The following is a 19,960-nucleotide window of genomic DNA, read 5'->3' on the forward strand; positions in this document are numbered from 1 at the left end:
TGCGTTGATCAGTTAGGCAATTATTGATTGCGTAGTTTTTTGAGACGAGCTTGTAGCTCAGCCAGTTTTTGGTTTTGTAATTGAATTTTTCTCGTATAGCTATCAAGTGCACTGCTGGTTTTTGACAGGCGCTGAGCTTGGGCTGCCGTACTTTGTCTTGAGGCTTTGAGCGTGGCTAATATATCCGTACTGAGACCATTACCTGTTGCCACTGCTGATGTTGCTTGAGTACCATCTGCGTTGCCATTATGACCAGGAGCTAGAACTGAAAACTGTGCTTTTGGCAGCGTTTGTGTTTTAGTAATCATTGGTTTTTTAAGCTGTTTAGCGGTTTGATTCGTCTCAGATGGTTTTTTAGATGGTGCTTTGGCAGCCTTTTTTTCCACAGGTGTGTTTGCTCTGCGGCTATATTGTCTTTGCGCCTTAATAGCCGCTTCTAATTTTTGTTGTGATGGTACAACATCGTAACTGGGCAAGCTAAGCTTAGCATCCGCTTTGAGTTGACCTGCGTCTTTATTAATAAAGGCATCAGGATTCTGCGACTGAATCTGCTTCATCACTGTTTGAATATCTAAGTTGTTCTCCTGCGCAATCTGCTGTGCAATAACCCATAGGCTATCGTTACGCTGTACTTGATATTGGGATGTAGTAATACTGGCTGCCGTATTGCTAGAGGCGTTATTGGTGACATTAGAAGCTGTATTGACCGAGATGTCATTGGCTGGGACAGTGGCGACAGCTGTATTGCTGGTGTCAAGACTAGCTTTTGGTGTATTTGCTTTGTTGTCACTCGGTGTTGGCATAATAGGAGAAGCAGCCATCATGCCAGCTTCTGATTTACTACTCGGCTGTATCTGGCGAGTAACTTGGATATTCAAAATATCGAGCTGTTTATCAGTGACAGCTATAGCAGACAGATTATTACCTATTGGCATGGTCTTGTTATTGATTGGTGCTGTATTATTCGCTGCATTTTTAGCAGAATTTAGGTCAATATTGCTGTTACCAATGGTCGTCACTTTTTCATTTGCACCCAAGCGACCATTGTCTAATCGACTGGTTGGATTACGTTTATTGTCGTTAGCGTTAAGATCGTTGTTAACGTTGTTTAAACGACCGTTATCTAGTCGGCTAGGTGCATAAGCAAGATTGTTGCCTCGCGATATAGGAGTCGTTGTAGGCGCTTGGATATTAGGCGCTGGCAATTTAGACGCCACTAACTCGCTCGTTGATGAATGACTAGTCGGTAGTAAGGGTGATAATGTTAGTGGCGGCGGCGCACCTTCTCTAACGGTCAACGGTTTAGCTGTACTTGAGGACACACTGGGTAGATTGGGTTTTTTTGCGCCAGTAACGATATTTTTAGGCGTATCAATGGGTAAGCTGCTATCGAGAGGCATCAACAATGTCTTGGGAATGACATTGCGTTGACCTTTATCATTTATGTTCAAGACCACATCAGCAAAAGGTGTCGATACAGGCTTTGAAGTAGTAATAAATACTTGACCGCTAGTGGCTGAGGTAGGTTTGAAACGTACGGTCATCGAATCAGTTTGGGCTAAGCCCATTTGCTGATAAATAGTAGAGTTTGCCAAACTTGCTGAGAAGTCAGCGGCTCGAATATCACTGACTACAATGCTCGCAGCTAGCGGCTCATGCTGGGCAGAGGTGACAACAGTCTTACCAATCGTTGCAGCTTGCGCACTCGATGCGAGAGCCGCATAGCCTACGGAACAAAGTAGTGCCATCGATACGGCGCGATGTACAGTAGTCAACCGATGAGATAAATGACAAGACATGTGCAGACCTTTAAGATATAAGTTATCTGTGCTGTTATAACAAAATACCATTTAGTTTACCAGTTTATTTCACAACTGTTATGGACAATGCAAAAAATGTTTGAGTATTGTTTAATCGCGTTTTCTATCAAGCAGCATCGCATCGCCATAACTAAAGAAGCGATAGTGTTCTTTAATCGCATGTTGATAAGCATGCTCAATGGATTCTTTACCAGAAAATGCCGACACCAGCATTAACAACGTTGATTTTGGTAAATGGAAATTGGTTAACAGTCGATCTATCACACCAAACTTAAACCCTGGATAAATGAATATGTCAGTATCACCTGACCAGCTGGAAAGAGGCTGACCATTAACGGCTGTTTTTTGGTAAGCCGTTTCGAGCACACGTGTGACCGTTGTACCAATAGCGATGACTTGTTTACCCTTCGCATGGGTTTGATTGATGAGCTCAGCGGTTGCTTGTGGTAAATGTGCATATTCGCTATGCATGGTGTGATTGAGTAAATTGTCCGTTTTTACTGGCGCAAATGTACCAGCGCCAACGTGTAAAGTCACAAAAGCAGTATAAATCCCTTTTGCCGCAAGTTTGCTCAGTACCGATTCATCAAAATGTAAGCTTGCAGTCGGTGCAGCCACGCTTGCAAGCTTGCTTGGATCATGAAAAACAGTTTGATAACGACTATTGTCTGTCGCATCCGCATGGCGTTCAAAGTAGGGTGGAATAGGCAGCTCGCCATAAAGCTCTAAATGCGGCAAGATCGGCGCATCAAACGCTAAAATAAATAAGTTGTCTTGACGACCAATCATCACTGCTTTCATATGACCGTCAGCAAGCTGCAAGTGTTGTCCAAGTTTGAGCGCCTTGCTGGCTTTAACATGGCAAAGTGCAATATGTTCTTGATTCACTGGTTTGTCATTTGCAGCTTCTAGATACAAAGTCGCTGTTTCTAAATCTGAGATATCAACCAAGCGTTCAATCAATACTTCAAGCTTACCACCAGTATCCTTTTGCCCGAAGAGGCGCGCTTTCATCACTTTTGTATCATTAAATACAATCAAATCACCCTCATTTAATAACTCAGGTAACTCAGCGAATAAGCGATCTTCTACAAGCGTAGGATCTTTTTGATTATTGGTGGGCAAATACAAAAGTTTTGAGGCAGAACGCTGTGATAGTGGATAGCGTGCAATCAGGCTGTCTGGCAGCTCATAATCATAGTCATCAACGCTCAAATAATTCAAACCACTGTCATTTTTTTTGGCATCAATTGAGGCGGTAGTAGTAGAGTCTACAGTATGAAAATCGGTCATAATCAATCTTTAAATGAATGTAAATTTTGGCGTAATTGTAGCAGAAACCATGTCATGAAAGGACAGTTTAGTAAGGACTTATGCGCACAAAGCTGCTTGTACATTAAATAGCCTAAGCATTCATTACTAGAATGAACAATTAACAAAAGCAATGAGCGGCAGTATGTTATTCAAACAAATTTAACTGCGGCAACAATTGGGTGGCAGGTGCTAATGAAGAGAAAGTAACACCAACTAGGCGGATAGGTAGCTCACGAGGGATGTCTAAAAACAGTTTGTCTAACCAATAATGGGCAGAACCAGCACTGTCAAAAGCAGTCGATAGCGTGTGCGAGCGAGTGATTTGAGTGAAGTCTGCATATCTAACTTTTAAAGTAATGGTATAGGCGACCAGCTGTTTTTTTTGCAGTTGATGAAATGCATCGGCATTTTGTTCATAAATTTGTATACGTAATTCATGGTTATCACTTAAATTATCTTTGAATGTGGTCTCAGAACCCACAGATTTATGCGTGCGCTCAGATTTGACAGCACGCTCATCACGCCCATGGGCAATGTCGTGATAAAACTGCCCACGCTTGCCGAACTCCTGCACCAATATAGCTGCTTGCATTCGCTTGAGATCCGCGCCATTATTGACACCCATCGCATGTAAGCGCTTGGTCGTGGCTTTACCAATACCGTGAAAACGCTCGATAGGTAACGTACTAATAAAGGCATCAGCGTCCGCTGGCGTGATGATAGCCGTACCATTGGGTTTGTTGATATCAGAAGCAATTTTCGCCAGCATCTTGTTAAATGACACACCTGCTGAGGCCGTCAATCCAGTATGCTCTAGTATTTGTGCCCTTAGCCAATTGGCCATCAAGGTTGCTGAGCCTTTATGGACTTGTAGCCCTGTAACATCGAGATATGCTTCATCCAGAGACAATGGTTCAACATGTGGCGTTAAGCGGTACATAATCTGGCGAATATCGCTGCTAACTGCGCGATACACCTCAAAACGTGGTCTAACAAAGATGACCTCTGGACAACGTTTGCGTGCCTCATAACAAGACATGGCAGAGCGTACACCAAATTTACGTACTTCATAGCTGGCTGCCGCGACCACACCGCGACCATTTGGATCGCCACCAACCACCAATGGCTTACCGCGCAGTTCAGGAAAGTCACGCTGCTCCACACTGGCATAAAAAGCATCCATGTCTATATGGATAATTTTACGAGGGCTAGCGTTTATAGAGTTTGTCATACTCACTATTTTACCTGATTCAATCGCTTTAACTTAGTATCAAAAGTTAGGTTTCTAGATAGATTTCTTTAATAGGTTAGCAGGACGTTAGCAATAAGATATAAATAATTTTATATCTTATATATCATGGGGTTAGTTAATAAAAAACAGCAGTATTAACTCAAAAAAATCGAATTTAGCAAACATATTTTTACTATTTCTTTGTCTAAGTCTACTGTAAATCAAACTCATTTGCACTGTTGCACCACTTGTCGTATCAATCTCACCGTTTGTCATGAATCTCACATTTAGATATTACAGTTTTAATTCCGGTGTTTTACAATATAGTATCCGCGCTAATGGATGACTGTAAAACAATAAGCAATGCCTTGTGCGCCTCTATGACCATTTAAAAAAGACATTGCTTATCGCTCATGCCAAGATCGGAAATAGAGTTTTGGTAAAGTTAACTCTTTAAGAGCCTGTCGTTAGAGAGTTTAGAATGATCAAGGAGCTTATGATGAATAATGAACTAAAAGGAAGCGATCTAACAAGAGCGATGCTAGCACGCGGCGATAAAAAAGTATGGTGTGCGGTGTGTGATGATAGCGATGAGCAAGCAATGATGGATCATTGTGGTAATGATTTTACGGCTTATATCGTGTCATTTCGTGACGGGTATTTTTATTGTAATGCTGGCATGCCATGGGAATTTGCCGTGCACATTAAGATAATTGCGGTGATGCAATCTGAAGTAGATATATAAGTGAAGTAACGAATGTTACCGGCACAAAAAAACCTCCTAATGAGGAGGCTGATTTGTTACTAATATTGGTACCAGTGGTCGGACTCGAACCGACACGCTTTTAAAGGCAACGGATTTTGAATCCGTCATGTCTACCAATTCCATCACACTGGCATGTTAGAAGATAAGGTCTATTAGATAGAAATTATCAAATTGGGCTACAGGTTTAACTCTGTATAGGCTGCGTATTATAGCAGCCTATTTTTATCCGTCAAGAATTATTTAATATAATTTTCAATTAAATCAAAAAAATTGGTTTAGCCTACAAAAGCGCGTTCAACGGCATAATCCGCTTGGACACCCATGCGTGGTGACACGGTCAAACCAAAATCGTCCAAAATCGCTGAAACTTCTGCGTTAAAAGGCATGCTACCGCAGATCATAACACGGTCGTCTTCTTTATTCATCGGTGGTAACCCAATGTCTTCAAAGAGCTTTCCTGAGGTCATCAAGTCAGTTACGCGGCCTTGATTTTTGAACTCTTCACGAGTCACTGTCGGGTAGTAAATGAATTTTTCACGGTACCATTCACCAAATATCTCGTCGTTAGGTAGTTCGTTTTCAAACATATCACGATAAGCCAAGTCATCGACATGGCGCACACCATGTACCAAAATGATCTTTTCAAAGCGTTCATAGACTTCAGGATCACGTGCCAATGCTAAGAATGGCGCCAGTCCAGTGCCTGTTGAGAGCATATAAAGGTTTTTGCCAGGCAGTAAATCATCTAGTACCAAAGTGCCCGTTGGTTTTTTGCTGACCAACAGCTCGTCACCGACTTTGATATGCTGCAAGCGCGAGGTTAATGGACCATCTTGAACCTTGATAGAAAAGAATTCTAAGTGATCTTCGTAGTTCGGGCTAGCAATCGAATAAGCGCGCAATAGCGGTCTGCCATCGACAACGATTCCGATCATCGCAAATTCGCCATTACGAAAGCGCAGACCATCGTCGCGAGTTGTCTTGATGCTAAATAGAGCGTCATTCCAGTGATGAACCTCTGTGACCGTTTCGGTGCGAAGTTTTGACATAAAGTCCTCGTTAATAAGTTGCTATCGGTTTTATTAAGTCTAAATGAGTGTTAAATTAAAATTTTCAATGATAAGAAGGATAGTAAAATTTCAATCGTTATTGGAACGGCTGATTGTTTAAAACCTTGTCATGCAAAGTGAATAGCATAGACGATGTTTTAACCAACATTATGGGACGATATACTAACACTTTATTAAGCATTTAAAATCAGGAGAGGAGCACATAGAGTCTAAGGGTAGATACGACCTAATCTGTCTTCTATAAAACCATGATAATGGATGTTGCTGTAGATCGCTTATAAGGGCTGAAAAATAAAGGCTATCATCGAATTTATGGCTCATAATACCAAAATTTAAAATAAAAATCCGTCTAGCAGCGACGATGCGGCATGATAAAATGGAATATCGTTAGTGAGTAATTTTGTATCATTTGGCAGAACTGTTTGAAAAAGGCAGTGTGTTATTACTGGAGCAAGCTTATGTCTGATGACAATCTGTCTTTAGATAATTATCATCAAGCCCCTATCATTGGCTACCATCGTGCGCCGCTTTCACAAAAATTTGGTGCACCGCGCCAGCCGAATTTGGTCGCGCTAAATAGTGCTATTGAAATGCTAGCGCCCTATGATACGCCAGCTGCGTTTGAGGGTTTAGAAGCATTTAGCCATATATGGATCAGTTGGCAGTTTCATCATAATTATCGACATAAAGACAATAATCAAGCGAATAGCAACTTTCGAGCGCAAGTGCGCCCACCAAGATTGGGCGGGAATCAAAAAATAGGAGTATTCGCCAGTCGCAGTATGTATCGACCCTCAGCGCTTGGATTATCTGTCGTTAAGCTTGAAAGTATTGAGATTGTAGAAGGAGGTGTATTACTTATCATTAGCGGTGCGGATATGATAGATGGTACGCCGATTATCGATATTAAGCCTTATGTCGCTTATAGTGATGTGCTCAGCAATGCAAAAAGCGGGTTTGCGCCAACTGCGCCAGATTTATTAGAGGTGATTATTACTGAGTCTGCTTATGAGCAATTTATGACGTTCGTTGATATTGGGCGATGCGATAAAAATGACAATAAGATTGAAAATGAAAATAATAAGAAAGCTATTCGTGCAAAAAATCATAGCGTAGCGACGCTTGTTCAACAGATGCAAGAGCAGTTACTCATTTTTGATATCGAGACTATTAAAGCATTAATCGCGCAAGATCCGCGTCCAGCCTACCGTCGCGCGGAGATAAATACGCCGTTTGTCATGCGCTATAAATCTGTCGATGTAAGCTTTCAGCTGATAGACTCAGGGCAGTTGCAGATAACGGCTATTGTCAAAGTGAGCTTGTAGTGCTCAGTGACGCCATTACTGCCGCATGAATTATCCATAAATCACTCCTCAATAAATAACGCATCAATGATAAAAGAAGAAAAATATGTCTGCTCAGAAATATTCAATCGTGATTGATTTGCGTTGGTGCCTAGATGAATTATTGGCAGATAAGGTGATTGATCAGCGTGGCTACAATTTGGTGATGACGAGCCGTCGTGATAAAGCGCAGCATCCACTTCTAACCATCAGTGAATTTGGTTTGCCAAACGGTCATGCACTGGATAAAAATGTTGAGAATAAACTGACTTTGGTGTGGTTGAATCAATGGCTGGCTGCCAAAGCAGGTATGTCACTCGTCCGTATTGACCCGTTAAAAGTCGATGTCCCAGCCGTGACTCAACTGATGTCCTTTGAGTATGCCCGCTCACAGCATATTTTGCCCATTGAAGTGACGTTAGATGAAGTCATCATCGGTACAGACCAGCCGTTTTATACTGAGTGGCAGACAAGTATCGAAAAACTAATCAAGTCTAAAAGCTATCGCACAGTTTATATCAATCCTGAGCAAATTAATCGCTATCGTCAAGAATTTTACCAAGTCACCCAAGCGATTGCAGGAGCAAATAGTGTCCACAAGCGGGCAGCGGCTGATGTCACCAATGTTGAGGCATTATTGCAACTTGGCGACAATACTAACCCTGATGCCAATGACCAACATATTGTCAGAGTTGTCGATTGGTTATTGCAATATGCGTTTGAGCAGCGAGCCAGCGATATTCATTTAGAGCCTCGCCGTGAGACGGGTAAAGTTCGCTTTCGTATTGATGGCGTGCTACATACCGTCTATGAGATGCCATTGGCGATTATCGTCGCAGTGACCGCACGTATTAAAATATTAGGACGACTGAATGTGGCAGAAAAACGCAAACCACAAGATGGCAGGCTAAAAACCCGTACGCCAAAAGGTCTAGAAACTGAGCTGCGCCTATCGACGATGCCCACTGCCTTTGGCGAAAAGCTGGTCATGCGGGTGTTTGACCCTGAAGTGCTGGTGCGCTCGTTTGCTCAGCTTGGCTTGTCAGGTAAACAGCTTGAGACTTGGCATGAGCTGACGGCGCATCCAAACGGTATTATCTTGGTCACTGGTCCAACTGGCTCAGGCAAGACTACGACGTTGTACAGTACGCTCAAACAGCTCGCCACAGAACAAGTCAACGTCTGTACGATTGAAGATCCTATCGAGATGATTGAGCCAGCTTTCAACCAAATGCAGGTCAATCCAGGGGTTGATTTGCACTTCGCTGAAGGCATTCGCTCTTTGATGCGCCAAGACCCAGACATCATTATGGTTGGTGAGATTCGCGATGCCGAAACCGCCAATATGGCAGTGCAGGCATCACTGACTGGACATTTGGTGCTCTCGACGTTGCATACCAATGATGCACCAAGCTCACTTACTCGCTTGCATGATTTGGGCATTCAGCCGTTTTTAACCTCAGCGACGATACTAGGCGTCATGGCGCAGCGTCTATTACGGACATTATGTCCGCACTGTAAAAAAGCGCTAGACGTGACTCCAGATAGTGAAATTACTATTCAGTGGCAGGAATTGGTTCAACCTTGGCGTGCGCCCGCTCCAGCACAAATTTATACGGCGCAGGGCTGCGAGCATTGCCGCCATACGGGCTATCAAGGTCGCATTGGTCTGTATGAGATTATGCCGTTATCAAATGAGCTAAAAAAACTGGTCGCCGCCGATGCAAATTTAGATGTGCTTAAGCAGCAAGCATATCGTGAAGGTGTACAGCCGTTGCGCTTATCGGGCGCAAAGCGTATTAGTGAAGGCGTGACGACCATAGAAGAAGTAATGCGAGTGGTGCCATTGCATTGACGTCAAATAGCCAGTGCTTGCTTTAGTAAAACGTCGCCTTATAACTTGATTTTTTAACGCTCCCAGCGCACATTTTGACGAATGATTTTGGCTGGTGTACCAGCAATCATGCAGTTGGGTATTGTCACTGGTTTATTGACAAATGCACCTGCTGCAATGATACAACCACTGGCGATAGAGACGTTTTTAGAGATGGTCACATTAGCGGCAATCCAAATATGGTCTCCTAAAATGACGTCTGTATGCGCCTTATTCACTCGCGCGTTAGTATCTATATCATAGACCTTGTGGACGTCAGTCGCTCGAATTTCAATACCACGTGATATCATGCATGATTGACCAATGGTCACACTTTTATCGCGTGCCAAAATATAGCAATCAATAGCGGTGGTATGATTACCGATATAAATATGCAGATAATTACCGACAACCAATAATTGTCCTGAGAACTTCACTTGCTCTCCAATCGTGACTTGATTGTGATTGCCGTTGATGTCAATTTTTAATTGATTAAATTTGCCGCCTTTACCGACAGTGATTTGATTGTCCTGACCTGTACGAATAGTGATGGCTGAATCGCCAATGATGCGTATATCTTTAGCAATATTGATATGATTATTGTGCCCTTTGTCTTGTAATAAAAACCGCTTTTTATAGAGCTGTTCGGGTAATTAATGTTTTTATGATAGGGGAAAGGCTGATGATTTTTTTATGGTTCATAATGAAGGGCTTATGAAAAGTGAGTAGAAGACGCCATGTTTTTTCTAGCGCTGGCTTTTATGGTTGGTTTGCTGTTTTAAATATGGTTGAGGAGCGTGTTGATAGTGTACCGCTAAAATTTACTTGAAAAAAGCTGCCTTTGGAGCAATCAATAGGGTTATCCGTTTAAAGGCTTACCACTATGGCGTGTCTTCATTCTGAACGGAAACGACTAAATGGATTGAAAATGGCTAAATTTTGCTAAGCTGCGTCAAATAGCGGGGCAATATCCTGATGTTATCTGTACTATTTTCCTTATTTGACCTACCATTTATCTAATTTTTATCATCATTTTCAAAATGAGAACATGTCCTAATATTTTTTTATTCATTCATTTTTATTAACGAGATTATTTATGTTTACTGATAGCCATTGCCATCTCAATCGCTTAGATTTAACCAAGTATGATGGTCAATTGTCTGGCGCGATTGATGCGATGAAAACTGCCAATGTCACTCGGGCGATGGCGATTATGTGTGATTTTGCCGAATATGATGAGATTGCTCATATTGTCAGTACCTATAGTGATGAGGCGCTAAATCTTGGCATGAGCGTCGGTATTCATCCTTGTGAAGATATCAGTGTCTTGCAATCAGCGACGGTCGAGCGTTTGATCGAAACCGCTGATGCCGACCATGTATGGGCGATTGGAGAGACAGGATTAGATTATTACTGGTCAACGGAAAACAAAAAAGAGCAGCAAGCCAGTCTTGCTCGCCATATTCATGCCAGTCAAAGCCTGAAAAAGCCACTCGTCATTCATATGCGGGATGCCAAAGAAGATACGATCGATATCCTAAAAGCGGAAGGTGCGGAACACGGCATTATTCATTGCTTTACCGAAGATTGGGAGACGGCGAAGCGCGCTCTAGATTTAGGTTTTTATATCTCATTTTCAGGCATTGTTAGCTTTAAAAGTGCCCAAATGATTCAAGATGCCGCAAAAAACATGCCTAGAGACAGACTGCTTATCGAAACCGATAGTCCTTATCTAGCACCGGTGCCCAAGCGTGGTAGACCCAATGAGCCTGCCTATGTACCGTATGTCGCCAGTTGTCTGGCAGAGATGTATGGCTGTAGTAGCGATGACGTTGGCGCATTAACCGCAAAAAACTTTGAAAATTTACTGGCACAGTATCACTAAAATGGTTATGCTATGACCACTCAGTCATTTATGAGACAGTCTTGTTGTTTTACGTTATTTTTACTTGTTATTTGAAGCGTAAGCATATGATTATCAATGACTATTTAGCAAATATAAGCATATCTCTTTTGGTGGTTTTCGAGCAGACTTTGTATGACGTGATACGCTTGTCGCCGACGCACTAATCCACACGATGGTCATATGCTTAATCTTGTCAGGTTTTAGGAGAGATTATGAGTCGTCAGCATCAGTTCAAGGCACGAGAAGAGAATATCTTAGCAATGGCAGAGCAATTGCTACTTGAGTCGGGCGATGGTGATATTACTTTAGACAGTTTGGCAGACCAGCTGGATTTGGCTAAAGGTACACTGTACAAGCATTTCTCTAGTAAAGATGAACTCTATTTGCGTATTATTATCCGCTACGAAGAACAACTGTTTGAGATTAATCGTATTGATGATTGTCCATCAGCAGGCGTTGCTCGTATGATTTTTCAGCAGTTATTCAATCCACAAAAAGCCATGTTGCTCAATCAAATCGAAGAGCGTTTGGCGGCATCAGTGACGGGTCTCAATCGTTTATTTGGTGAGCTATATGATATTCGCCGTCAGCGTATGAAACGCTTGATTGACATTATCAGTGCTTATTTAAAGGATGAGCATAGTAGTTTGAGCACGCGCGACTATTTGTCCTCGATTTGGGCGATGGGTCAAGGCGGTGCTGGACTATTAAATTCAAGCTTTTACCAGCGGTATTTGGGTCGCCGCGATACCCTACGCTATGCTTTCGTTCAGCAAATGCTTGAGTTGCCGAGTCATTATCCTGCGGCTGATGATGAAGTGATGGATGAAGATATGCAGGAGTTGGTAGAGCAAATCGATACTGAGTCAGAAGAGCACCGTAATACCAGTTATTAATGTCTTTATTCAACATGCCTTAAACTTTTCTAAATTCGTGTTGCTATATTCGTTATCGCAGCACGGTGCATCCATGCTAAAAATGGATACATGCTTACCAGTTTTAATGCCCAATCATAGTTTTATTCTTCATACCACAACCTACTCATAGGTTTATAGGTGTAATATGCCGGTCACTGCCAAGACTCCGTCCAGCTCAGCGGTCACTTGCTATTCACACTTAAGTCATCAATATTTGCAATATAAAAAAACGGATAGATATCTCTTACCTCTTGTTTATCAGCATAAATGCTTTCCATTACAAAACGCTAACGTTTCCCTTTATACATCCTCAAGCCTTGCTCAGGCACAACAGGGCTTTACCCTTGTCGAAATTGTAGTGGTGGTGGTTATTCTATCTATCTTTGCTGGCATGATGAGCCTGTCGGTCGGTAGTAGTGAATCGCGTAAAAACCGTGCTTTTTATGAGCATTTGACTGACTCACTGAGCTATGTACGGTTGTTATCGGCTGAGCGCATGCAGCCCATGGGTTTAAGTTTACAAGCGGATAAACAAGGTCAAGTAAAACCCGTTATCGTCACTTTATCCAATCCTTATATTGCCTATCAGACCAATGATATCCCGTCAAATAGCATGGACAGTACGCCTAAAAATTCGATGGAATTGTCTGCTGATCTGACAAGTATGTCGGGGGCGATAGGAAAGCAACAGCCAGTGCCTAGCTGGGAGATTGAGCCAGAAGTCAGTTTGCCTGAGTTACCTGCTGGGGTCAGTTTAAGGGTGCAAAGCTTGGAGGCTGGCAACCTATCAATGCCTGAACAAGAACAAACATTGCAGCCTTGGTTTGCCAATCAAGCAGTCCCACAGATATTATGGTTTGGTACAGGGCAAGCAACGCCTGTCACCATTGAGGTGCTGCACAATTCACGTCTGGTGGGCGAGGTTATTACCATTATGCCTGATGGCAGTATGACGATCGGACAAGGGCTGTAACTGATGATAGATAAGGGTAAGGTTATATCTGCTCATATAAAGAAAAAGTCAATGTTATTAAAGCATGAAAGCGGCTTTACTCTGATTGAGGTAATGGTAGCGTTAGCGATTTTAGCGGTTGTTGCTGTGGCTGCTAGCCGTGCCAGTAGTGCCTATCTCAGCTCAGTGGATGTATTACGCACACGCACACTTGCACATTTTGTCGCACAGAACGCAGCCGCTGATTTGCGTATTCAAGAGACATGGCTGACGGCCAATCGCACACAAACAATCAATGCTCAAGGGCGTGATTGGCAAGTAGTAATGACGGTCAGTGATGCCATTACGCCCGCTTTAAAAGAGGTGAATATCGCTGTCGCACCCATTATAGATGGACAGACGCGCACCACCGTGACTGATATTAACGTAATATTAAGCAATGCGGAGCAAGACGTTGGCAGTTTGGACTTAAGCAGTTTGGGTGCTGATATTGCAGGGCAGTCTGGAGGCAATCCGTGAGGTCGCAGCGTGGATTTACACTACTTGAATTGATGGTCGCCATGGCGATATTTGCGATGTTGGCAGTGGCTGGCTGGCAAGTATTTGATAGTGTCAACCGCGCCCGAGAACGTGCACAATTTCATGCTGATAATCTGGCTGTTTTGCAATATGCTTATTTGCAGCTACAGCAAGACATGGGTCAAATTATCCCTTATCAAATACCAAATACTCAAAATGTCAGTGTGATAAATAACAGTGCAAATGCTACTGACAGTGCAAACAATAGCGCCCAAGCTAATGAAATAGTACCTGAGCCTTTTATGAGTTTGGATGGTGAGCATGTGAGTTTTGTTCGTTTTGCCGATCCCGATCCGCGTTATCAAAGTAGCATGAGTGTCCAGCATATCGAATATATTTTTGCAGATGAGCGTTTAATTCGTCGCCAATATACCAGCATCGATGGTGGGCGCGATAGCATCAGCCTAGATAGTGTATTGCTCGAAGGCGTCACCGCAGGGCGTTGGCAAGCATATTTACCTGAACTGAGCACCAAGTTCCCTAATGCAGACAGCAGTAATAACAGTACAAATACAACCTCTGGGCAAACGACCAGTGCCGTGAGCGCCAAGCCAGCAGTGGTTTTACTACCCAAAGGTATTGCTGTCAATTTTACTTATCAGGATATGCCAATCACTTGGCAGTGGGCGCTTGCTCCACAACCAATACCAAGTAACAATAAAAATAAAAGCAATAACAATGCTTCCAATAATGGCAATGGTAGCAATAACGATAGTAGTGATAATACTAATGACAATCCAAATAGCAATGTAAATAACAATGCAGGAAGTAATATTTAAAATGTATCATTGGGTCAATCATAAAGACGGCTTAAGTCAATGACAGCGCACTCTCAGCGCGGAGTAGCGCTGCTCACTATCTTGCTATTGGTGGTCAGTATTACCGTAGTGGCGGGAGCGATGCTTGCCAGCCAAAAGATTGCTATTAGACGTAGCGGTTTATTGTTTGATCAAAATCAGCTGTCACAAGATATCAATGCTGGTCAGCAATTAGCCATCACGATGATTCGTGCTGACGATAAGCTGAACGACACAGATAGCGAGCAAGATATTTGGGCGCAGCCACTACCGCCTTATCTTTTAGCCAATCACAGCATCAGTATTGAATTGCGCGATGAAGCCAGTCGTTTTAATATTAATAACTTATATCAGAATGGCGCGGTTGATAGCAACGCTTTAGCCATATTTCAAAGATTGTTGACGCAATTAAATCTAGAATCTGATATTGCCATTGCTATTCTTGACTATCAAGATACGGATAGCGACGTTTATCAAGATGGTGGTGATGAGAGTGTGGTTTATTCTCAGCAAACAAGTGGTTCAGCGAGTAAGACTTTGCCCAACCAAGCATTGGTCAGTATCGATCAGTTGCAAGAGATTCGAGGGGTAAATGCTGAAGTACTAGCGGCACTACGTCCTTATATTACTACGGTTCCTTATTATCTGCCTATTAATGTCAATACTGCTAGTCCAGTTTTGCTGGCTGCACTGATAGATGGCGCAACCAGCCAACAGATGCAGGGATTGGTCGATACGCGGGCAAAGCAGGCGTTAGCCTCTATTGATGATGTGTGGCAATTGCCGATGCTGAGCAGCTTAAATAATGATCAACGAAAAGCATTAACACCACTACTCGCAGTCGATAGCCAAGCGTTCATGGCACTTATTACAGCAACTGATAGTGCAAATCTTGGTCAACAAAGACAACGGTTTGCAACTGTATTAATTAGCAAGATTGCGACTGATGCTAGCGCGGCAGCAGGGAGTAATGCGAATAACAGCACGCCTAACAGTAATAATGAGAATGGCAATAATAAAAAAGCCAAAGAAATTAAAGTGGTGACACAGCGTTTATGGGCATTTAGACCCAATTTCTAACGTTGAGCCACCTAAAAAGAGTCTTGATCAGTGCCGAGGTGAAATGTCTGACCTGACACTGCCTAATCTCCTAAGTGCGTTTCTTCCGTAGATTTCCAGTTATAAGCACCATAAAACAGCATCTGTGCTTGGCGAGTACAATTATGGAGCATCAGCTGCTTATTCTCTTCAATCTCGTTTAGATCGACTTCATCATCATGGTCTTCAGTATAAGTCAGCTCCAACCAATCGATAATCCAAGAAAAGAACATATTTACCCCAGCCTCAGCCAATAGGCGACGGTCATAGGCATTAATATGAGTAAAGGCAGGCTGTAGCGCTAAATCATCAGCCAAGCTTTGAGCATGTTTTTTGACAAGTTCATTGATGGCTTTGCGTACAGCTTCTGAGCCACCATAACGCTCACTGACTAAAAATTGCCAGTAATAAGGCTGATCACTGACCATATACAAGAACAGCTGAATGCTCTTAGCAATTTGGCGATCAAAGCTACGCTTACGCCCAATTTGCAAGCTATCGCTTAGTATCGCCAGTGTACCCCCTAGTTCTTCTACCACCAATGCTCGACCAAGCGATTCCATGTCATCGAAATGCCGATAAAATGCGGTCGGCACCACGCCAACCTCACGCGTTACTTGCCGGAGGCTGATAGAGCTAAAAGATTGCCCTGTCATACATAAATCAAGCACGGCATTAAAAAAGGCGTGCCGAGTTTGAAGTTTCTTTTGTTCGCGACTGCTCATAATATTTCAAAGTTGTCCAATAAGGGTTTATCATACTCATTTCGACGTAAAAATACGACTGAAATACGCAACTTGTGTTAATTTACTAGACCTGCACTGGTCTTTTAAACCATGGTACCCCAATGGCCTTGTAACTCCTGTGCCAATCGATACGCCTCATGATCATTCATCCCAGTGATAAAGTCCAATATATTTAAAATATTGTGATAGACATTATCTGATAATACCTGCCGATGCTCATCGAGATGTGGCTGTAACAACATTAGTAGGCGCTGCTGCTCAAAGGAGATTGGGGCAGCTTTTTCGTTTGTCCAAGCCAATGGTATGAAGGCATCTAATAATCGATGCAGGCATTGATTGGCCATCAATTCCATACGTACTTTACTTGGGTGATTGAATATTTTTTCGCGTGCCAATTGCTTGGCTTGGTTAATGCCATTTTGCACATGTGCATCACAATGGGTAAATAGACTGCCATTGAGGGTTCCGGCCAACAGCGCCTCACTATTAGCGACAAAAGCATCAGTCACGGCATTGATCAAGCGCATCATGGCGCGGGCTCGCAATGATGCTAAGCTCTGCCTGACAGACATGTGTGCGGGCAGACTGATACCGCTAGGGCGCTCACCAATCAGCTCATAAAATATGGCGGCAACCTCGCTATAGGTCAGCATATTGAGATTGATACCATCTTCTAAATCGATCAAGGCATAGCAAATATCATCTGCCGCTTCTAGCAAATAAGCTAATGGATGGCGAGCAAAGCCATCGTGCTGTGTTGAACGTGGCAGATTTAAGCAGGCTGCTAATTCTTCTAGTTGTGCCGACTCACTATAAAAGCAGCCAAATTTTTGTACATTATGATGGTGGTGTTTATCATTGATATCGTTGCTGTGAGTGGCAAGCCAAGGATACTTCATAAAAGCACCTAGCGTTGCACAAGTGAGACGCATGCCACCTTTATCAGGATGGTGCTCATTACGCGCCAGTAACCGAAACCCTTGTGCATTGCCTTCGTAGGCCAGTAGGTCTAATTGCTCATTGCTGCTCATATTTTGCAAAATAGCATGACGGTCAGAGTGACTAAACCAATCACGAATGGCGTATTCTCCTGCATGTCCAAAAGGCGGGTTACCAATATCATGAGCGAGGCAGGCTGCTTGTACAATCACCCCGACATCGTATGGTGAGATACCTGCTGGTAGACCGCTGGTTAGTTTGCCATGCAGTTTTTCTGCGGCCATCATCCCTAATGAACGTCCAATACAAGACACCTCAAGAGAATGAGTCAGACGCGTATGGATACCGAGCTGATTGGTCAGAGGATGAACTTGGGTTTTTTGATTCAACTGTCGAAATGAGTGCGAAAATACCAGTCTGTCATAGTCTTTATGAAATTGAGATCGGGTACTGGTATTAGCGTTAAATTTTTTAGAAGCGCCAAGACGTTGTGAATTAAGGAGATGGGACCATTGTGTGGTGGAGGACGACAAAGGGGTTGATGTACTTAGCATATGGAAACATCCGAAACCAAGGGAGCCTTTAGCATAGCAAAATAGCGCCCTTGGTACAGCAACTAAGATTTCTGGCAGTCAAAAAGCACTTCTTCCGCTTCGATAGCAACATCGCTATTTAGTGTCTTATTTCGCAACGTTGCATTGTCATTATTCACTTGCCATATAATGCCATGGGTGTCATCTAATCCGATATCACTCGTATAGATGGCTTTCCCAGTACTGGCGTCGCTACTAGCCGCAGCTGTTAAATCGTATTCGATACCATCGATGAGTAGATGCGCGGTCTGAGGTGTATCATCGGTATGATAAGACACGCCGATAGTAGCAGTAGGCTCACAAGAAAATGGTGTGCTATTGCTGGCGTGTTCTGCATGATCATGTCCTTCATGACCGTGCTCCATATCATTATGCTCTTCGTGGCTATGCATGTCGTGATCATCTTCAGAGTGATGTTGTTCTGCATGATTGTCTACGGCTGTTACCTCTTCAGATACGACCGTATCAGTGTCTGTATTAGGCTGACAACCCAATAGAGAGCCTGTCATGATACTTCCTACAAGCGCAACACTTGCAAATTTAGAAAAAGAGAAATGGTTGGTCACAGTATGAGTCCTCAAAGAAACAAAATAAAGATATGTTATAATATAACAATTTATATATAAAATAAAGCCGATGATGGCAAATATCCAACATCGGCTCATTAACTATAGTCGGTTCAAGATAATTTAGATACAAGAAAGGCGAGTGAAAGTGCTACAAGTAGTAGACTAAGTGAGCCTGACGCAGTACCTGATGTATATAGGACTGACTGTATTAAACGGTATGTACCGCTCAAAGTTACACGTTAAATCTAAAGTGCATGATATCGCCATCTTGAACGATATAGGTTTTGCCTTCTAGACGTGATTTACCAGCAGCTGCTGCGCCTTTTTCACCGTTGTATTCGATAAAGTCATCATAAGCAATGACTTCGGCACGAATGAAGCCGCGCTCAAAGTCAGTGTGAATAACGCCAGCTGCTTGCGGTGCGGTTGCACCAACAGCAACGGTCCAAGCACGTACTTCTTTGACACCAGCGGTAAAGTAAGTCTGCATATCAAGTAAGTCGTAGCCACCTCGGATCACTTGATCAAGACCCGCTTCTTCCATATCCATCTCAGCTAGGAAGTCTTTTTTATCGTCTTCATCAAGTTGAGCAATTTCAGATTCGATTTGGTTGCATAATGCGATAACGATAGAATCTTCGCCAGTCGCATAGTTGCGCACCGCATCTAAGTATGGGTTATTTTCAAAGCCATCTTCACTGACGTTAGCGATATACATGGTTGGTTTTAGCGTGATTAAACCATAACTTCTGATCAGTTTTTTCTCATCAGCATCTAGGTTTGCTGCGCGTGCCGCTTTACCTTCGGCTAATAAAGGCTCAACTTTTTTAAAGATATCAAGCAATGCTTGCGCGTCTTTGTCGCCACCTTTAGCCTTCTTGGTTTGGTTGTGGATGGCACGCTCAACGGCCTCTAAATCTGCCAATGCCAGTTCAGTATTGATGGTTTCGATATCATCAATCGGGCTGACGCGCCCATCAACGTGTACGACGTTGTCATCATCAAAACAGCGCACTACATGAGCAATCGCATCGGTCTCACGAATGTTGGCTAGGAACTGATTGCCCATACCTTCGCCTTTTGACGCGCCTGCGACCAGGCCTGCGATGTCCACAAACTCCATTGTCGTTGGTAGTACACGCTCAGGATTGACGATATCAGCCAATTTCTTCAGGCGTGGGTCAGGTACAGGTACGATACCTGTGTTGGGATCTTTGGTACAAAACGGAAAGTTTTCAGCGGCGATACCCGCTTTAGTCAAGGCATTAAACAAGGTGGATTTACCCACGTTTGGTAGGCCGACGATGCCGCAATTAAAACCCATAACATTCTCTCAATGTATTAATAAAATCAGTTGGTATAAAGTTTGGTTAAATGATAAATCAAAATTGGGCACATTGTAGCAAATTTACCGGAATAGGGGTGAGGTTGTTGTGTTGTATACTGA

The 19,960-nt window shown here is 43.0% G+C and carries 18 protein-coding genes and 1 tRNA gene; 9 read left to right on the forward strand and 10 right to left on the reverse strand.

Annotated elements, in window-relative coordinates:
- Positions 1-20 precede the first annotated feature (20 nt).
- The 3 genes from JFC10_RS11415 to dinB form a co-directional block, all read right to left on the reverse strand.
- Positions 21-1,799, reverse strand: coding sequence for a type IV pilus assembly protein FimV (locus tag JFC10_RS11415; protein WP_198332898.1), 1,779 nt, complete (start codon positions 1,797-1,799; stop codon positions 21-23).
- Between the two features lie 111 nt (positions 1,800-1,910).
- Complete coding sequence (gene queA / locus JFC10_RS11420) at positions 1,911-3,113, reverse strand: tRNA preQ1(34) S-adenosylmethionine ribosyltransferase-isomerase QueA (protein WP_198332900.1); 1,203 nt, start codon at positions 3,111-3,113, stop codon at positions 1,911-1,913.
- Positions 3,114-3,279: 166 nt separating this feature from the next.
- Positions 3,280-4,365 (reverse strand): DNA polymerase IV, encoded by a 1,086-nt coding sequence (gene dinB / locus JFC10_RS11425; RefSeq protein ID WP_198332901.1) that lies wholly within the window; start codon positions 4,363-4,365, stop codon positions 3,280-3,282.
- Positions 4,366-4,861: 496 nt separating this feature from the next.
- Between dinB and JFC10_RS11430 the strand changes: the two genes are divergently transcribed.
- Positions 4,862-5,110: a hypothetical protein gene (locus JFC10_RS11430; protein WP_227698044.1), complete on the forward strand. Its 249-nt coding sequence runs from the start codon at positions 4,862-4,864 to the stop codon at positions 5,108-5,110.
- Positions 5,111-5,176: 66 nt separating this feature from the next.
- On the opposite strand, the gene JFC10_RS11435 is transcribed toward JFC10_RS11430, so the two are convergent.
- Positions 5,177-5,263, reverse strand: a tRNA-Leu gene (locus tag JFC10_RS11435).
- Positions 5,264-5,406: 143 nt separating this feature from the next.
- Positions 5,407-6,180, reverse strand: a complete 774-nt coding sequence (locus JFC10_RS11440; RefSeq protein ID WP_193012877.1) for a ferredoxin--NADP reductase — start codon at positions 6,178-6,180, stop codon at positions 5,407-5,409.
- A 479-nt stretch (positions 6,181-6,659) separates the two neighbouring features.
- Between JFC10_RS11440 and tsaA the strand changes: the two genes are divergently transcribed.
- Together tsaA and JFC10_RS11450 are read left to right on the forward strand one after the other, a co-directional pair.
- Positions 6,660-7,526, forward strand: coding sequence for a tRNA (N6-threonylcarbamoyladenosine(37)-N6)-methyltransferase TrmO (gene tsaA, locus JFC10_RS11445; protein ID WP_198332902.1), 867 nt, complete (start codon positions 6,660-6,662; stop codon positions 7,524-7,526).
- A gap of 85 nt (positions 7,527-7,611) precedes the next feature.
- Positions 7,612-9,399, forward strand: coding sequence for a GspE/PulE family protein (locus JFC10_RS11450; RefSeq protein ID WP_198332903.1), 1,788 nt, complete (start codon positions 7,612-7,614; stop codon positions 9,397-9,399).
- A gap of 53 nt (positions 9,400-9,452) precedes the next feature.
- On the opposite strand, the gene JFC10_RS14915 is transcribed toward JFC10_RS11450, so the two are convergent.
- The gene (locus JFC10_RS14915; protein WP_227685831.1) at positions 9,453-9,854 is read right to left on the reverse strand and encodes an acyltransferase; all 402 of its coding nucleotides are present in this window, start codon (positions 9,852-9,854) and stop codon (positions 9,453-9,455) included.
- A gap of 659 nt (positions 9,855-10,513) precedes the next feature.
- On the opposite strand from JFC10_RS14915, the gene JFC10_RS11460 reads away from it, so the two are divergent.
- From JFC10_RS11460 to gspK, 6 genes are all read left to right on the forward strand, one after another.
- Positions 10,514-11,302 carry a TatD family hydrolase gene (locus JFC10_RS11460; RefSeq protein WP_198332904.1) on the forward strand — a complete coding sequence of 263 codons (789 nt, stop codon included), beginning with the start codon at positions 10,514-10,516 and terminating at the stop codon, positions 11,300-11,302.
- Positions 11,303-11,535: 233 nt separating this feature from the next.
- Complete coding sequence (locus JFC10_RS11465; RefSeq protein WP_193012872.1) at positions 11,536-12,219, forward strand: TetR/AcrR family transcriptional regulator; 684 nt, start codon at positions 11,536-11,538, stop codon at positions 12,217-12,219.
- Positions 12,220-12,385: 166 nt separating this feature from the next.
- Positions 12,386-13,213 carry a prepilin-type N-terminal cleavage/methylation domain-containing protein gene (locus JFC10_RS11470; protein WP_227685833.1) on the forward strand — a complete coding sequence of 276 codons (828 nt, stop codon included), beginning with the start codon at positions 12,386-12,388 and terminating at the stop codon, positions 13,211-13,213.
- Between the two features lie 51 nt (positions 13,214-13,264).
- Positions 13,265-13,711, forward strand: coding sequence for a type II secretion system minor pseudopilin GspI (gspI, locus tag JFC10_RS11475; RefSeq protein ID WP_227685835.1), 447 nt, complete (start codon positions 13,265-13,267; stop codon positions 13,709-13,711).
- Positions 13,708-14,550: a type II secretion system minor pseudopilin GspJ gene (gene gspJ, locus JFC10_RS11480; RefSeq protein ID WP_198332906.1), complete on the forward strand. Its 843-nt coding sequence runs from the start codon at positions 13,708-13,710 to the stop codon at positions 14,548-14,550. The genes gspI and gspJ overlap by 4 nt, the downstream gene beginning before the upstream one ends.
- A gap of 39 nt (positions 14,551-14,589) precedes the next feature.
- Positions 14,590-15,648 carry a type II secretion system minor pseudopilin GspK gene (gene gspK, locus JFC10_RS11485; RefSeq protein WP_198332907.1) on the forward strand — a complete coding sequence of 353 codons (1,059 nt, stop codon included), beginning with the start codon at positions 14,590-14,592 and terminating at the stop codon, positions 15,646-15,648.
- A 62-nt stretch (positions 15,649-15,710) separates the two neighbouring features.
- On the opposite strand, the gene JFC10_RS11490 is transcribed toward gspK, so the two are convergent.
- The 4 genes from JFC10_RS11490 to ychF all read right to left on the reverse strand — a co-directional run bounded on the left by JFC10_RS11490 (position 15,711) and on the right by ychF (position 19,837).
- A complete protein-coding gene (locus JFC10_RS11490) occupies positions 15,711-16,391 on the reverse strand; it encodes a TetR family transcriptional regulator (protein WP_193012867.1) in 681 nt (226 codons plus the stop codon).
- A 104-nt stretch (positions 16,392-16,495) separates the two neighbouring features.
- Positions 16,496-17,905 carry a deoxyguanosinetriphosphate triphosphohydrolase gene (locus JFC10_RS11495; RefSeq protein ID WP_198332908.1) on the reverse strand — a complete coding sequence of 470 codons (1,410 nt, stop codon included), beginning with the start codon at positions 17,903-17,905 and terminating at the stop codon, positions 16,496-16,498.
- A 62-nt stretch (positions 17,906-17,967) separates the two neighbouring features.
- Positions 17,968-18,453 carry a hypothetical protein gene (locus JFC10_RS11500; RefSeq protein WP_198332909.1) on the reverse strand — a complete coding sequence of 162 codons (486 nt, stop codon included), beginning with the start codon at positions 18,451-18,453 and terminating at the stop codon, positions 17,968-17,970.
- Positions 18,454-18,745: 292 nt separating this feature from the next.
- Positions 18,746-19,837, reverse strand: coding sequence for a redox-regulated ATPase YchF (gene ychF / locus JFC10_RS11505; RefSeq protein WP_193012864.1), 1,092 nt, complete (start codon positions 19,835-19,837; stop codon positions 18,746-18,748).
- Positions 19,838-19,960 lie beyond the last annotated feature (123 nt).

It is taken from the genome of Psychrobacter aquimaris, assembly GCF_016107525.1.
GTDB lineage: Bacteria > Pseudomonadota > Gammaproteobacteria > Pseudomonadales > Moraxellaceae > Psychrobacter > Psychrobacter aquimaris.